Annotated in this window: 15 protein-coding genes; 10 read left to right on the forward strand and 5 right to left on the reverse strand. The window is 64.2% G+C overall.

Annotated elements, in window-relative coordinates; genetic code table 11:
- Positions 1–35 precede the first annotated feature (35 nt).
- From VHL31_RS16860 to VHL31_RS16890, 7 genes are all read left to right on the forward strand, one after another.
- A complete protein-coding gene (locus tag VHL31_RS16860; RefSeq protein WP_329662400.1) occupies positions 36–911 on the forward strand; it encodes a sugar ABC transporter permease in 876 nt (291 codons plus the stop codon).
- Positions 908–1,729: a carbohydrate ABC transporter permease gene (locus tag VHL31_RS16865; protein ID WP_329662401.1), complete on the forward strand. Its 822-nt coding sequence runs from the start codon at positions 908–910 to the stop codon at positions 1,727–1,729. Before VHL31_RS16860 ends, VHL31_RS16865 begins: the two co-directional genes overlap by 4 nt.
- A 4-nt stretch (positions 1,730–1,733) precedes the next feature.
- Positions 1,734–1,940 carry a DUF2160 family membrane protein gene (locus VHL31_RS16870; RefSeq protein WP_329662402.1) on the forward strand — a complete coding sequence of 69 codons (207 nt, stop codon included), beginning with the start codon at positions 1,734–1,736 and terminating at the stop codon, positions 1,938–1,940.
- Between the two features lie 134 nt (positions 1,941–2,074).
- Entirely contained in the window at positions 2,075–3,382 is a 1,308-nt protein-coding gene (locus VHL31_RS16875) for a sugar ABC transporter substrate-binding protein (RefSeq protein WP_329662403.1), read from the forward strand.
- Positions 3,383–3,489: 107 nt separating this feature from the next.
- Positions 3,490–4,437 (forward strand): sugar ABC transporter permease, encoded by a 948-nt coding sequence (locus tag VHL31_RS16880; protein ID WP_329662404.1) that lies wholly within the window; start codon positions 3,490–3,492, stop codon positions 4,435–4,437.
- Entirely contained in the window at positions 4,434–5,246 is an 813-nt protein-coding gene (locus VHL31_RS16885; protein WP_329662405.1) for a carbohydrate ABC transporter permease, read from the forward strand. Before VHL31_RS16880 ends, VHL31_RS16885 begins: the two co-directional genes overlap by 4 nt.
- The gene (locus VHL31_RS16890) at positions 5,243–5,539 is read left to right on the forward strand and encodes a DUF1330 domain-containing protein (RefSeq protein WP_329662406.1); all 297 of its coding nucleotides are present in this window, start codon (positions 5,243–5,245) and stop codon (positions 5,537–5,539) included. The genes VHL31_RS16885 and VHL31_RS16890 overlap by 4 nt, the downstream gene beginning before the upstream one ends.
- Positions 5,540–5,666: 127 nt before the next feature.
- Here the strand turns inward: VHL31_RS16890 and VHL31_RS16895 are convergent, their stop codons facing one another.
- Positions 5,667–7,313 (reverse strand): GMC family oxidoreductase, encoded by a 1,647-nt coding sequence (locus tag VHL31_RS16895; RefSeq protein ID WP_329662407.1) that lies wholly within the window; start codon positions 7,311–7,313, stop codon positions 5,667–5,669.
- A 268-nt stretch (positions 7,314–7,581) separates the two neighbouring features.
- Between VHL31_RS16895 and VHL31_RS16900 the strand changes: the two genes are divergently transcribed.
- On the forward strand, positions 7,582–8,295 hold the full coding sequence (locus tag VHL31_RS16900) for an SDR family oxidoreductase (protein ID WP_329662408.1): 714 nt from the start codon (positions 7,582–7,584) through the stop codon (positions 8,293–8,295).
- A 4-nt stretch (positions 8,296–8,299) separates the two neighbouring features.
- On the opposite strand, the gene VHL31_RS16905 is transcribed toward VHL31_RS16900, so the two are convergent.
- Positions 8,300–10,099, reverse strand: a complete 1,800-nt coding sequence (locus VHL31_RS16905) for an ABC transporter ATP-binding protein (RefSeq protein ID WP_329662409.1) — start codon at positions 10,097–10,099, stop codon at positions 8,300–8,302.
- A 447-nt stretch (positions 10,100–10,546) separates the two neighbouring features.
- Between VHL31_RS16905 and VHL31_RS16910 the strand changes: the two genes are divergently transcribed.
- Together VHL31_RS16910 and VHL31_RS16915 are read left to right on the forward strand one after the other, a co-directional pair.
- The gene (locus VHL31_RS16910; RefSeq protein ID WP_329662410.1) at positions 10,547–10,957 is read left to right on the forward strand and encodes a response regulator; all 411 of its coding nucleotides are present in this window, start codon (positions 10,547–10,549) and stop codon (positions 10,955–10,957) included.
- 72 nt (positions 10,958–11,029) lie between these two features.
- On the forward strand, positions 11,030–11,440 hold the full coding sequence (locus tag VHL31_RS16915) for a BLUF domain-containing protein (RefSeq protein WP_329662411.1): 411 nt from the start codon (positions 11,030–11,032) through the stop codon (positions 11,438–11,440).
- Between the two features lie 13 nt (positions 11,441–11,453).
- Here the strand turns inward: VHL31_RS16915 and VHL31_RS16920 are convergent, their stop codons facing one another.
- The 3 genes from VHL31_RS16920 to VHL31_RS16930 all read right to left on the reverse strand — a co-directional run bounded on the left by VHL31_RS16920 (position 11,454) and on the right by VHL31_RS16930 (position 14,373).
- Positions 11,454–12,176 carry a DUF1194 domain-containing protein gene (locus tag VHL31_RS16920; RefSeq protein ID WP_329662412.1) on the reverse strand — a complete coding sequence of 241 codons (723 nt, stop codon included), beginning with the start codon at positions 12,174–12,176 and terminating at the stop codon, positions 11,454–11,456.
- A 230-nt stretch (positions 12,177–12,406) separates the two neighbouring features.
- Positions 12,407–13,606, reverse strand: coding sequence for a mandelate racemase/muconate lactonizing enzyme family protein (locus VHL31_RS16925; protein ID WP_329662413.1), 1,200 nt, complete (start codon positions 13,604–13,606; stop codon positions 12,407–12,409).
- Positions 13,603–14,373: a FadR/GntR family transcriptional regulator gene (locus VHL31_RS16930; RefSeq protein WP_329662414.1), complete on the reverse strand. Its 771-nt coding sequence runs from the start codon at positions 14,371–14,373 to the stop codon at positions 13,603–13,605. Before VHL31_RS16930 ends, VHL31_RS16925 begins: the two co-directional genes overlap by 4 nt.
- Positions 14,374–14,412: the final 39 nt, after the last annotated feature.

Raw genomic sequence — 14,412 nt, forward strand, 5'->3', positions numbered from 1 at the left:
CGCTTTGTCGACATCGTCCTTGATCGGAACGTTCCTTGCGCTCTCAGGTCACTGGCTGGTTGTTCCTGGCGCCGACCATTGCGGTGCTGGCGATCTTCGGCTTCCTGCCGTTCCTCTATGTCGGCTTCGTCGGCTTCTTCGACTGGAATCCATTCGCAGCGGACCCGGGCCTCATATGGGCCGGCGTCAACAATTACCGGCGGCTGGTATTCGATGACCAGTTTCTGCGATCGATCAGCCTGACGCTCCAGTTCACCTTCTGGGTCGTCCTCAGCGAGTTGATCATCGGCTACCTGTTGGCACAGCTGTTCATGCGCGATTTTCCTCTCAAGGGGATGTTCCGCACGATCCACACGCTTCCGCTGCTGGTAGCGCCCATTGCCGTCGGGGCAGCCTGGCGGCTCCTCACCGTTCCGGGGCTGGGACCTGTCCCCTACTACCTGGCCCGCTGGTTCGGCATCGACTTTCGCTTGGGCTCCTTCGAGAATCAGGCTTTCATCACCACGGTCGTCATGGACATCTGGCACTGGACGCCGCTGGTCACCCTGACCTTGCTGGCCGGCCTGTCCTCCATGCCGAAGGAACCGTTCGAATCGGCACAGGTCGACGGAGCCAATCGTTGGCAGATCTTCTGGCACATCATGCTGCCGATGCTGAAGCCGGTTCTGCTTACCACCATCTTCATCCGGCTCATGGATGCGCTGCGTACGGTTGACGAGGTCTGGATGCTGACGGGCGGTGGCCCCGGCACGGCCACCCGTTATATCGGCCTGCACATCTGGCGCGTCGTCTTTCCGCAGACGGATTACGGCTACGGCGCAGCGATGTCGCTGCTCACCTTGTACCTCACGATCATGTTGTGCTGGTTCCTCTATGTCGCGCTCGTCGCGAGGAAGCCGAGCGGGTCATGAAGAAGACAGGCATCATCGTCCCCATCCTGGTCTGGACGGGGATGACCGTCATCACGCTGCTGCCGATCTGGTGGCTATTCGTGGTGTCGATGAGAACGCGCGTGCAGTTGTTCGGCCGGCCGTCGCTGATGCTGAACGGGTTCTACTGGGGCAACTATGTCGAGGTGCTCCAGAACGAGGAGTTCCGCTTCTACCTGATGAACTCGATCATCGTTGCGACCTCCAACTGCCTGATCGTGACGATCCTGGCCCTGCTCGCGACCTTCGCGCTCTCCCGCTACAAGCTCGCGGCGGAAGACAGCCTCTTCTTCTGGCTGATCACGAACCGCATGGCGCCAGCCGCGGTATTTCTCCTGCCTCTGTTCCTACTGTACACGCAGGTCTTTTATCTTTTTGACACCAGGATCGGCCTGATTCTGCTTTATTGTGTGTTCAACCTGCCGTTCGCGATCTGGCTGATGAAAGGGATCATGGACGGCATCCCGAGGGAACTGGACGAGGCTGCCATGATCGACGGCGCCAGCACCTTCCAGGTCCTCACGAAGGTCATCATCCCGCTGGCCAAACCAGGCTTGGCTGTCACCGCGATCCTGACCTGGATGTTTGCCTGGAACGAGTACCTCTTCGCGGCGACCCTGACCTCCGTCGAGGCGCGCACCATCACCACAGGCCTTGCCGAGTTTGTGACCGTAACCGGGACCAATTGGGGCGAGCTCGCAGCCCTGTCCATGCTGACGCTGGCGCCTGCGCTGGTATTCCTGGGTTTCGTGCAGCGTCACATCGTAGCCGGCCTCACCTTCGGCGCGGTCAAGGAGTGAACCTATGAGAGCGCCGGTCACTCACAAAGTATCGCCCCGCGAGGGCTTCCTGCCGATCAAGACCAACGCATTCGACCGCGGCTTCATCGGCGTCGTGTTCGGAATTCTCATCCACCTTCTTTGGATGCGGTTCGTCGAGCAGTGGATCCCGCTCTGGATCTGCACGATCATCGCCGTCCTCATCGGCATCTACATCGTCAAGCGTGGCTAGCCTCGAGCCTCCGCTATGGCCCGCGCGGCCATAGCGGAGGCTTGTATTTGGCAGCCATTGTCGCATAGTCCGGCAATCAATTTAAAACGTTCCACCGCCGAACAAGAAGAGCGGTGGGATCAGGGGAGGCAAGGATGAAGCTTCGCATGTTGTGCGCAGCATTCGCTGCGGCGTTGCTCGGCACTGCTGCACAGGCGCAGGAGACGCGCCTCACGATCGCGACGGTCAACAACCCTGACATGATCGTGATGCAGAAGCTGTCCGGGGAGTACGAGAAGGCCAATCCCGGCGTGAAGCTCGACTGGGTGGTGCTGCCGGAGAACGAACTGCGCACGAAGGTCACGACCGACATCGCGACCAAGGCCGGTGCCTACGACATCCTGACCATCGGCACCTACGAGGTCCCGATCTGGGGCAAGCTCGGCTGGCTGACGCCGTTCGAGAACATCCCGGCTGACTACGATATCGAGGACGTGTTCCCGCTGGTGCGCACCGCGCTCTCGCTCGATGACAAGCTGTACGCCATTCCGTTCTATGCAGAGAGCAGCTTCCTATTCTACCGCAAGGACCTGTTCGAAAAAGCCGGGATCACCATGCCCGAGCAGCCCACCTGGGCGCAGCTCGAAGAGTGGGCCGCGAAGTTGCACGATCCGGCCAACAAGATTTACGGTACCTGCCAGCGTGGCCTGCCCGGCTGGGGCGAGAACATGGCCATCGTCGGCAGCCTCGCCAACACGTTCGGTGCCCGCTACTTTGACGAAAGCTGGAAGCCCGACCTTCTTTCCCCGGAGTGGAACCAGGCAGTCACGTTCTACGTGAACCTGATGAACAAGTACGGGCCGCCCGGTGCCGCCACCAACGGCCACCTGGAGAACCGCACGCTGTTCGCGGCCGGCAACTGTGCCACCTGGGTCGATGCGACCTCGGCAGCGGGCTACATGTTCAACCCGGCCGAATCCAAGGTCGTCGACACGGTGGCGTTCGCGAACGCGCCAATCGGCACCGTGCCGAACGGCAACCATTGGCTGTGGTCCTGGGCGCTCGCGATTCCCTCGACCTCGCCCGACGCGGAAGAGGCCAAGAAGTTCGTCTACTGGGCGACCAACAAGGATTATATCCAGACGGTCGCCAAGGCGAACGGCTGGGCCGCCGTCCCGCCCGGTACCCGCAAGAGCACCTATGCGGAGCCTGAGTACATCAAGCTGCCGTTCGCCCAGAAGACGCTGGATGCGATGAATACTGCCGATCCAACCAAGGCGACGGCCAAGCCGGTGCCCTATGTCGGCATCACCTTCGCGACGATTCCGGAGTTCCAGGCGGTTGGCACCGAGATCGGCAAGGCCGTAGCTGGCGCGCTCGCTGGGCAGACCTCGGTAGAGGAGGCGCTGCAGAACGCGCAGGCTGCTGCGGACCGGATCATGCAGGAAGCCGGCTACTATTGAGCTTCCACACCTGATGTAAGGCCGAACGTCGCGCTTCCGTCGGAAAAGCGGGGCGCGGCGTTCGGCTCATCTGGCAGGACCCTCCGCTCGACAAAAGGACCCTGACAATGGCGGCCAGTCTGGACGGTACGGCGAGCGCTGGATTGGCGACACCGGCCCCTCCCAAGACGACGCGGTCCCGGCAGCGCCTGAGCATGTTTCTGCTGGTGGCGCCGGCTGTCGGCGTCCTGCTGATCTGGATGATCGTTCCGCTAGCCCTCACGATCTATTTCTCGCTGCACCGCTACAACGTGCTTTATCCCGAGCGGTTTGGCTTTGTCGGCCTGCGCAACTTCCAACTCCTGCTCAACGACCCGCTGTTCTGGGGTTCGCTGGTCAAGACACTGATCCTGGTCGGCGCCTCCCTGTTCTTCACCGTCGTGCTGGGCGTGATCCTGGCACTCGTCATGGAACGCGACTTCCCAGGACGCAGCATCGCCCGACTGCTGGCGCTGGCCCCGTTCTTCGTCATGCCGGTGGTAGCCGCGCTGGTCTGGAAGAACATGCTGATGCACCCGGTCTATGGGCTGCTCTCGTGGGCCTCGTCGAGCCTGGGGCTTCCCGTTGTCGACTGGCTGCAGAACTGGCCGATGACCTCGATCATCATCATCGTGACCTGGCAGTGGACGCCGTTCGCGATGCTGGTCTTCCTGACCGCTCTGCAGTCGATGCCCGAGGAGCAGAAGGAAGCCGCTTGGCTGGACGGCGCGAACCCCTTCCAGATGTTCTTCTCGATCATTCTGCCGCATCTGTCGCGGGCGATCACCGCCGTCGTCATGATCGAGAGCATCTTCTTTCTCTCGATCTTCGCCGAGGTGTTCACGACCACGGGCGGTGGGCCAGGCCAAGCCAGCACCACCCTCACCTACATCATCTATGCCCGCGCGTTCCTTGAGTGGAATGTGGGCGCGGCCTCGGCCGGCGGCCTGTTCGCCGTCATCCTTGCCAACATCGTCGCGATCTTCCTGATCCGCCTGGTCGCCCGCAACATGCAGAACCCGGAGAAGTTCGGATGAGACGCAGCGGCCTCGGCATCGCCATACTGGGCCACGGGCTGGCCCTGTTGATGTTCTTCCCGATCCTGTGGATGGGGCTTACGGCGTTCAAGACTGAGATCGACGCGTTTTCCATGCCGCCGGTCTTCATCTTCGAGCCTACCCTATCGTCCCTGAACGACGTCTTCTCGCGCGGCTCCTACTCGAAGTTCGTCACCAACTCGATCATCGCTTCTCTGGGATCGACGGCGCTCTGCCTCCTGTTCGCCATTCCTGCCGCCTACCAGATGTCGTTCTACCCTTCCAAGCGCACCAACGGGACGTTGCTGTGGATGATCTCCACCAAGATGATGCCCGCCGTCGGCGTCATCATGCCGATCTACCTGATCTTCCAGTGGCTTGGCCTGCTCGACCGGATCCTAGGTCTGATCCTGATCTTCTTCCTCATGAACCTGCCGCTCGCGGTGTGGATGCTCTACACCTACTTCAAGGAGATCCCGCACGAGATGCTGGAGGCGGCACGGGTCGACGGCGCCGGCATTCTTGAGGAATTGCGTTTCATCCTGCTGCCCGCCTCGATCCCCGGCATCGCTTCGACTGCGTTGCTGATGATCATCCTGTGCTGGAACGAGAGCTTCTGGAGCCTGCAGCTCACCGCCAGCGATGCAGCTCCGCTCACCGTCTTCATCGCCAGCTTCAAGGCGGCGGAGGGCATGTTCTGGGCCAAGATGTCCGGAGCCTCGATCCTGGCGATCGGCCCGATCGTGGTGCTAGGCTGGCTGATGCAGCGGCACCTCGTGCGCGGCCTGACCTTTGGAGCCGTGAAGTGAGCAAGGCCTATCTCATCGCCCGGGTGACCGTGACCGATCCCGAAGCCTACAAGGAGTATGTCGCCCGCACCCCCGCCGCCGTGGCAGCAGCGGGCGGGCGCTTCATCGTGCGAGGTGGTGAAGTCACCGCCCTGGAAGGACCGGCCGAAGAGCGGCGCGTCGTGGTGATCGAGTTTCCGTCACGTGCCGCGCTGGAAGCCTTCTGGACCTCTGACGCCTATGCTGCGGCCAAGGCTTTTCGTAAGGGGGCGGCCATATTCGAGGCGGTCACCGTGCATGGCGTGCCGGATTAAGACGGAGGCAAGTTGGGTTCCTTCTTAGCGGCTTAACTTCTCAGGCTGACGACTCGATTGCATCAGCAGTGGCACGCACTCATCCGATGTCGGATGGAGTTCGAGCTTTGCGTTGCTGGACACGACCTCAGGCCGCGTCCGCCACAGCTAGCCCGCTTTCTCTCTCCATCACCATCTCGGCCGCGCGGTTGCCCAACACCATCGCAATCGCATTGGTGTTGGCCGATGGGATGAAGGGGATCGAGGCGCAGCAAATCACGCGGAGGCCATCAACGCCGCGCACGCGCATGCGAGCGTCCAGCACCGCCATCGGATCGCTGTCTGGTCCCATGCGAGCGGTGCCTACCGGGTGGAAGTTCGTCTTGACTGTCTTGGCGGCGAAGACAGCCAGTTCCTCGTCCGACATCTTGTCAGCGCCAGGCAGTATCTCGCCTGAGATGTTGGACGCGAGCGGTTCGGTAGCCAGGAGCGTTCGGGCAAAGCGCATCGACGCAAGGGTCAGTCGCAGATCGTCGGGATGACCAAAGAAGTTGGCATTGACGCGTGGCTGGTCGCGCGGGTCAGACGAGCGCAAGCGGACCGTGCCGCGAGCCTTGGGGCGCAGAAGACAGGACGCGATCGTGATTCCGTCGCCATCGTCGACGTCGGATATGTCCCGGTCGACGTGGACGATTGGGCCACAGTAGAGTTGGACGGTTGGGCGTTCTCCGCCATCTGGATCATAGAAGAGGCAGGACTCAATACCGGTGGTGGTGACTGGGCCCGTGCCGAACAAGAGGTACTGCAGGCCATTGCGGAGCATCCGCCAGCCACGGTCCTCGCCATAGTAGCCACCCGGCGTACGGGTCAGCGCGATGACAGGAACCTCGTGATGGTCTTGCAGGTTCTGGCCGACGCCCGGCAGGTCCGTGTGCACGGCAATTCCGTGCTCGCGCAGGTGATCGGCCGGCCCCAGGCCGGACAGCATCAGGAGCTTGGCAGTATTGTAGGTGCCGCTAGCCACCAGCACTTCGCGGGCGGCCCTGGCTTGGAAGGTGGCGCCGTTGCGCATGTACTCGACACCAACCGCACGCCGCCCCTCGAACAGGACGCGGCTCGCGGTGGAACCCGTCTTCACCGTCAGCCGGTCGTCGTCCAGCACCTGCGACAGAAAGGCGGTCACCGCATCGCAGCGTTCGATCTTGCCGCTCTTGGCGACACCCATCGTGTGCTGCATGACGCCCACGCCTGCCTGTTTCGCGCCGTTGAAGTCGGGGTTGAACGGGATCCCGGCCCCCTGAGCCGCCAGCAAATAACGCCGCGTGGTATCGCAGAGCGTGCCCGGGTCGGAGACAAGCAGGCGGCCATGGATGCCGTGATACTCGTCGTTGAAGTTGGCGTTTTTCTCCAACGCCTTGAAATGCGGCAGCAAATCCCGATAGGACCAGCCTGATCCCCTGCCAAGGTAGGCGTCCCAGCCGTCATAGTCGTCGGCCTGGCCGCGCATATACACCATGGCATTGACCGAGCTTCCACCGCCCAGGACCTTCGCCTGGGGCACGATCGGACCGCGGCCGTTCAGCTGCGGCTGGGGTGCAGTGTGGTGCATCTCCAGGAAGTCGGTGCGCCAGAGATACTTCATGTAGCCAGCCGGCATGCGCATGAGCCACGCGTACCTGGCAGGACCACGCTCCAGCACCAGGACCCGGGCGCCATGATCACGCACCAGCCTGGTGGCTGCCACGCAGGCCGAGGAGCCGCCACCCGCAACGATGTAGTCATACTCCTCGACCATCCACTCCCCCGCATCCGGCTGCGTCCCGCTGGTCCTGCCGATAGCGCAGGGAGGCGGCTGGTCAACAGCCCGATCGCTTCCCGGTCGCGAAACCCGGCGGGGATGGACCGCACAATTCACGTCGTCTTGCAGCTGCTGCCCCCTGTTGCAGGCAGGTGGACCACAGTCCTTACTTCCAGCTGCACCACAAAGAACCAACGCATTGCCGCAGTGGGCCTCCTCTACGCGACCGACTAACATCGCAGCCGGCAACCGGAAGGGAGGAACCATGGCGCCACCGCTCGTGATGATCACTGGAGCCAGCTCCGGCATCGGCCGGGCTCTCGCTCTGGCTTTCGCCCGCGAAGGACATCCGCTCCTGCTGCTGGCACGGCACATGGAGCCGATTGCGGAACTGCGCGACCATCCGGCGACCTATGCAGTGGCGGACGTCGCGGATCCGGATGCCGTGGCAGCTGCGATGGCGGACGGAGCCGGACGGCATGGTCCGGTCGAGTGCCTGGTCTACAATGCCGGCACGGCCGATGCGCGCGCATTCGGCGACGTCGATCCGGCCAGCTATGCCCGCGAGATCGACACGAACCTGAAGGGGGTCCTCAACTGCACGAAGGCGGTACTGGCCGGGATGCAGGCGCGGCGTTCCGGTACAGTCATCAACATGAGCTCGATCAGCGACCGCAAGACATCACCTGCGGCCGTGACCTACACCGCCACCAAGCACGCCGTACGGGCGCTGACGGAGTCCCTGCGGGAGAGCGAGCAGCGCCACGGCATCCGGTTCATCAACATCGCGCCCGGCTATATCCGGACCAATATCCACGCGGCGATGGGCATCAGCTTCGACGAGTACTGCCGAATGCTCGGCAACCCCGACTTCATGAGCCCGGAACAACTGGCCGACATCGTCCTCTACTGCTGGAAGCTGCCGCAGGGAATCTGCATCCGGGACCTGGTGGTGGCGCCGACGAGGACGTCGTTCTGAGCCCTTACGCGGCTTCCAGCATCCCCCTGGCCTGCCGGTCGAACAGGCGGCGGTAGATGCCGTCCTCCTTGCGTAGCAGCAGGTCGTGCGGGCCGTCCTCCACGATCCTGCCGCCGTCGAAGACCAGGATCCGATCAACCGCTCGCACCGTCGACAGTCGATGGGCGATCACGATCGAGGTGCGGCCCTTCATCAACCGTTCCATCGCTTCCTGGACGAGCGCTTCCGATTCTGAATCGAGGCTCGAGGTCGCCTCGTCCAGGATCAGGATTGGTGCGTCAGCGAAAAAGGCCCGGGCGAGTGCTACGCGCTGTCGCTCCCCGCCGGAAAGCTTCACGCCGCGCTCGCCCACGGTGGTCGCGTAGCCTTTGGGCAGGCGGGTGATGAACTCGTGCGCGTTGGCCAGACGCGCCGCCTGCTCGACCTCTGCCATGGCAACCGGCCGCTCGCTGCTCTGCCGGGCATAGGCGATGTTCTCGAACAGGGAGCGGTGGAATAGGATCGGCTCCTGCTGGACCACCGCAATCTGGGCACGCAGCGAGGTCTGGCTGGCTTGGGTGATCTCCTGGCCGTCGATCAGGATCCGCCCATCGTTCACGTCGTGCAGTCGCTGGATCAGCTTCACGAAGGTGGTCTTGCCAGAGCCCGAACGGCCGACCAGGCCAACCCGCTGGCCGGCCCGGATGGTCACGGACAGGTCGTGATAGAGCGGGACGGTGTGGCGACCATAGTGGAAGTGGACGTGGTCGAACCGGATCTCGCCATGTGCGATACGGATCGGCTTGGCCTGGGGATGATCATCGATGCCGAGCGGCTGCTCGTGGATCGAGACCAGCTCTTCCATCTCATTGACCGAGCGCTGGAGGGCGTGGACGTGATAGCCGACGTCGCGCAGGTAGCCCTGCACCACGAGGTACATGGTGAGGACATAGGCGACGTCGCCGGGCGTGGCCTGGCCCTGCCACCAGAACCAGAGCGCCATGCCGATCACGGCAGCGCGCAGGAGCTGCAACGCACCACCCTGCGCCGCTTCGCTCGCGGTACCGCGCAGCCAAAAGCGCCGCGTGCGCTTGCGCCAGCGCGTGATCAGCCGGCCGAGCAGTTCATCCTCGCGCGCTTCGGCACCGAACGACTTGACCACGGCATTGGCGCCGACGGCGTCGGCCAGGGCGCCGCCAAGGCGGGTGTCCCAGCTGTTGGACAGGCGGGCGGCCGGTGCCACCCACAGGAGAGAGAGGCCCGCGGTCAAGGCGAGATAGCCGAGGGCGCTCAGCGCCACGACCAGACCCATGAGCGGCCACTTCCAGCCAAGCAAGGCAGCGGAGCCCGCCAGCACCACCAATGATGGCAGCAGCGCGAGAAGGAGCGTGTCGTGCAGGGCGTCGATCGCGTTCATGCCGCGGCTCACCTTGCGCACGGTGGAGCCGGCGAAGTGACTGGCATGCCAATCGGAAGAGAAGCGCTGGACGCGGTAGAAGGCGTCGCGGCCGATGGCGCTCATGACGTCGAGGGTGAGGCCGATCACCGCGACGATCGCGCCGGTACGCAGTCCGAGCGTCACGAGGCCGAGCAGGACGATGGCACCCAGCGCCCAGAGCGCCTGCCGGCCGGCTTCGTCCCGGGCGATTTCGCCGACCATCGCAACGGCGTCGACGAGGCGGCCGGCAAACAGCGGCAGCAGGACTTCGGCGAGCGTGGCGCCGACGATGCCAGCCACGACGAGGAGCACGCCGCCGCCCTGGCGTAGCCAGTGACGGTACACGAACCGGAGGACGGCGCGGAACGGATGGGCGCTATTGATCATGACCAGGATCCGAAGGGATCCGCACGGCGCGCATGATGGCGGCCATCGGCTCCCGGAGTGGAAGTCGACGTCAGACCACGCAGACGCTCACCGAGCAGGTCTCGCAGGTCGAACAGGTGGGAAACGGAACGGTGGCCCGCCCGACTACGCGGGGAGCGGCGTTCGGCCTAGCGGCGCGGCCCGTCGGGATCGACGAACAGTCGCATCACTGTCATGCAAGACCCTCCCGACGGCTGGTGTTGTTCCTTTGGACTGTGTAATCCAAGCGCCCATGTCTTGGCAAGCTGTCGTGCGGCCAACCGGCCTCGCCGCAGCCCCGCGTAAATGGGTAACAGCGCTGCAACATGATACGCACCAATTGGGGAGCCGACCCGACCGCCAGGCGTTGCTCAGTCGTGTAGCTCCTAAGTCTGTCTTGCCAACCCGTTCATCCGTTGGGGTCTTGTCGTGGTCATCCTGGTTGCCGAGGACGAAGGTCTGATCGCTTTTGCGCTGGAGTGGGCGTTGCGGCTGGCCGGCCATCATGTCCTGGGCCCGGTGGACAATGTCGCGAGCGCGCTCGACCTGATCGAGCGGACCAAGCCGGACATGGCCCTGATCGACCTCGACCTGAAGGCCGGGGACGACGGGGCCCAGATCGCCCGCTGCCTGCACGATCGCTACCGCACACCGGTGCTGTTCACGAGTGCGCGCCTCGCCAAGGCGCGCCAGAACCGACACGTGGCCTGGGGCCTGATTCCGAAGCCCTATGACCCTGATCAAGTGCTCGACGTGGTCAGCTTCATTGGCGATGTCGCGCGCGGCTCAACGCCACCGCGAGTACCGCACCAAGTCGAGCTATTTCAGCCGATCGGATGATCGTATCGCTTGATTTTCCCATTTTGCTGGTTCATCCGTCTCGTGTTGAACAATGCAGCGTGGAATATTGTCGTGGCCGAGGGCTTGCTCCGCATCATCTATGTTTCTACTGCCAAACGTCATTTCGATGTTCCTGCGCTAGCCGAGTTGCTGGGGATCGCGCAGCGCAACAATGCAGGTTGCGGCATTTCGGGCGTCCTGACCTTTCATGACGGCGCGTTCCTGCAGATCCTCGAAGGTCCTGCCGCAGCAGTGGAGGCGATCTTTGCCAGGATCGAAGCGGACGACCGCCACCACCAACTGATCCTGGTCGAGCGTACCGCCATCGAGACACGCGCCTTTGCCAGCTGGGCCATGGGCTGGGTCGAGCACGCGAACCTGCTCCGCACTGGCTTCGACCTGGACGCGCTCAAGCCGCACGTGCCGTCGGCGGACATGATCCGCGCCATGCTCCTGTCGTTCGAGCAGGCGGTCGCGGCCTGACCCACCTGTCGAATCAACGGGATGCGAGCGGCGGTTGCGGCAGGCCGGCAACTTCCAGGAGCAGCTTGCGCCTAACCGCCTCAGGAAAGCTCGTGGTCTGATCGACCGTGACCACAAAGGCGCCGAAGCCGCCGATCACCTGCTGCGCGAAGTAGCTCTCCAGGTCGCCGCGGGATGGACGGCCGTCGCAGGTACGGCACAGAACGGCCAGGCCGTTGATGGTGATGTCGTCGACGATCGCAGCGTCGCGGGCGACATGCAGGGGCAGGCCGCCATAGTTGCCGCTGTCCGCGGACACGTCGATCACCTTGCGGATGCCCTGGTGGGCGTTCTCGGCAATGGCCTTCTGCCCGAAGGCGATCGCATTCGAGATCGAGTTCCAGCCGATGGCACCTCGCGGTGCCGTGAGCAGGCGCTCCGCAAATCGGGCCGCGCTGTCCGGGCCGTCGATCACCGTCCAGTCCGCGATGACCACCTGCGAATCGGCACCTCCCCACTCGAAATACATGACGGCAACCTTGCCGTGCGCGCCGGACGTCATGGCCGACACGATCTCCGGATCGGTGAGCGCCCCGGCATAGCCGTCCCGCTGCAGCCGCATCTCGCCATCGTCGATGGAGCCGGAGCCATCCGCGGCCAACACCAGTTCGAGATCGACCTCATCGGCCGACGCTGGTGTCGCGGCGGCAGCCGTGAAGACGAGTCCGACGATGCCTGCGAGACGGGCTCCGATCATGTTCCGCTTCTTCCGACTGATGGCTGGTCGGTGTGAAACTGGTTTGGCGGTCGTGGCTGGGCAAGCGGTCGCGACCGCTTGTCGGCGCCGGCAGCGCCCGAGCGCTTGGGTTCGTTCGTGCAGTTCTTCGCACAGTGGAGTTTGGGTTCGTTCGTGCGGCGGACATGGCAGCGCTCCCGCGAGGCACCAAGCCCCGTCGCTCCGATCCTACCACTACTCGGACTATGGTCCTATCCTGGCACGCTTTCCCGACGCACCACATCGTCGCGCAGCAGTCGGTCCGGGAGGAGGTCGAGGCCAAGGCCGGGGCCGTCGGGGAGACTCACCTCGCCTCGGTGAACGATCGGCAGCGCCGTGACCAGTTCCTTGTACCAACCGGAGTAGAAGGCACGGACGGACTCCTGGACCAGGGCGTTCGGGGCATTGAGGGAAAGATGCACAGAGGCGGCCCAGACAACCGGGCCCGTACAGTCATGCGGCGCCACGGGCCGATGATAGGCCTCGGCAAGGGTGGAGATCTTCTTGGCCTCGCTGACACCGCCGCACCAGGACAGATCGAGCATCACCACGCCCGTGGCCTGCCGTTCCAGCAGTTCGCGGAAGCTGTGGCGGAACGCCAGGGTCTCGGAGGCACAGACCTGGGTCCGCGACGCCCTGGCATAGACCTCCAGGTCGCCGAGCGCGTCCATCTTGATGGGGTCCTCGTGCCAGAAGGTGTCGTAGGGCTCCAGCGCCCGGGCGATGCGGATGGCGGTCGGCAAGTCCCAGAGCGAGTGGAACTCGACCATGATGTCCATGCGATCATCGACCGCTTTGCGTATCTTCTCAAAGGGTTGCAGCGCGCTCTTCAGGTCGGATGGCGAGATGTAGTGGCCGTGCGAGGCCTCGGCCGCCGGGTCGAACGGCCAGATCTTCATCCCAGTGATTCCGTCCTCCAGCAGGGAAAGGGCCAGCTCGTCGGCGCGGTTAAGGAAGGCATCCAGGTCCTCGTAGGGACCTTGCGTGCCGCCTACACCCCAGTTCTCGACCTTCTGCAGGCGGGCATCACGGATGTAGCGATAGCCGGCGCAGGTATTGTAGGTCCGGATCGAATCCCGCGTGCGGCCGCCCAGGAGCTGGACGATCGGCTGGTTGGTCGCCTTCCCCCACAGGTCGTGGAGCGCGATGTCGACAGCACTGGCTGCGCGGGTCTCGACCCCGGAGCCGCGAAAGCCGAGATAGCCGTAGAGGTCGCGGGCGATACGGTCGATCGCGAGGGCGTCCTGGCCCAGGATCCGTGGCGCCACGTACTCGTGCAGGTAGGTCTCGACCGAGGCCGCCGTCATGAAGGTCTCGCCCAGCCCGTACAGGCCGTCCGACCCATGGATGCGGACCCAGCAGAGATTGGGAAACTCGAGGATGCGGATGGTCTCGAGCTTCTCGATATTCATGGTTCCTGCGAGCTCCCCGGCTGCCCCTTTGCCCCGATCGAGCGGTCCAGCTCGACCTTGGCGCTTTCGATGATGTCAAGCATTGCACGCTCGGCACCCAGCGCGTCGCGGGCCGCGACCTTCTCGTAGACCGCCTCGTGCAGAACGAGCCCCGTCTCCATCGGGATCAGGGAGCGGCGCTGCAGGGCGAAGCTGACGGCCAGGACCGCGCCGACGATGGCGCCCAGCCGGTCCACGAACGGGTTGCCGGTGGCGGCGAACAGTGCCTGGTGGAAGGCAAGATCGGCGGCATAATAGGCGGGAGGATCGCCCAGCCCGGCGCGCATGCCTTCGAGCGCCTGGGCCACCGCCGCGAGCTGCGGCTCGTCGTGACGAAGGGCGGCCATGCTGACCGCTCCTGGCTCGATCAGGCGGCGAAGGTCGGTAAGTTCGCGGGTCAGCTCCGGATCAGGTCCACCCGCCACCGCCCAGGCCAGCACGTCCGGGTCGAGCAGGTTCCAGGAGGTACGCGGCCGGACCAGCGTGCCGCGCTTTTGCCGGGTCTCGACCAGGCCCTTGGCGGAGAGGACCTTCACGCCCTCACGGATCGAGGTGCGCGAGGTCTGCAGCTCGACCATGAGCTCTGCCTCCCTGGGCAGCATCTCGCCCTCGCGCAGCGCGCCCGTCACGATCCTGCTGCCGATGGTCTCGACCACCCGGCCATGGACGCCGCGCGCGCCATAGGTGCGGACCTGGTCGAGCAATTGGTGGGGGTCGGCTTCCGTCATGGCGGTTCGTCAGTGCATCCACCAGCCGCCGTCGACCGA

The organism is Geminicoccus sp., from assembly GCF_036263595.1.
In the GTDB taxonomy this organism is placed as follows: Bacteria; Pseudomonadota; Alphaproteobacteria; order Geminicoccales; family Geminicoccaceae; genus Geminicoccus.

Excerpts from the sequence above, each read along its gene's own strand:
- VHL31_RS16865 (WP_329662401.1), top strand. The coding sequence starts at position 908 with ATGAAGAAGACAGGCATCATCGTCCCCATCCTGGTCTGGACGGGGATG.
- VHL31_RS16870 (WP_329662402.1), top strand. The coding sequence starts at position 1,734 with ATGAGAGCGCCGGTCACTCACAAAGTATCGCCCCGCGAGGGCTTCCTG.
- VHL31_RS16875 (WP_329662403.1), top strand. The coding sequence starts at position 2,075 with ATGAAGCTTCGCATGTTGTGCGCAGCATTCGCTGCGGCGTTGCTCGGC.
- VHL31_RS16880 (WP_329662404.1), top strand. The coding sequence starts at position 3,490 with ATGGCGGCCAGTCTGGACGGTACGGCGAGCGCTGGATTGGCGACACCG.
- VHL31_RS16885 (WP_329662405.1), top strand. The coding sequence starts at position 4,434 with ATGAGACGCAGCGGCCTCGGCATCGCCATACTGGGCCACGGGCTGGCC.
- VHL31_RS16895 (WP_329662407.1), bottom strand. The coding sequence starts at position 7,313 with ATGGTCGAGGAGTATGACTACATCGTTGCGGGTGGCGGCTCCTCGGCC.
- VHL31_RS16900 (WP_329662408.1), top strand. The coding sequence starts at position 7,582 with ATGGCGCCACCGCTCGTGATGATCACTGGAGCCAGCTCCGGCATCGGC.
- VHL31_RS16905 (WP_329662409.1), bottom strand. The coding sequence starts at position 10,099 with ATGATCAATAGCGCCCATCCGTTCCGCGCCGTCCTCCGGTTCGTGTAC.
- VHL31_RS16920 (WP_329662412.1), bottom strand. The coding sequence starts at position 12,176 with ATGATCGGAGCCCGTCTCGCAGGCATCGTCGGACTCGTCTTCACGGCT.
- VHL31_RS16925 (WP_329662413.1), bottom strand. The coding sequence starts at position 13,606 with ATGAATATCGAGAAGCTCGAGACCATCCGCATCCTCGAGTTTCCCAAT.
- VHL31_RS16930 (WP_329662414.1), bottom strand. The coding sequence starts at position 14,373 with ATGACGGAAGCCGACCCCCACCAATTGCTCGACCAGGTCCGCACCTAT.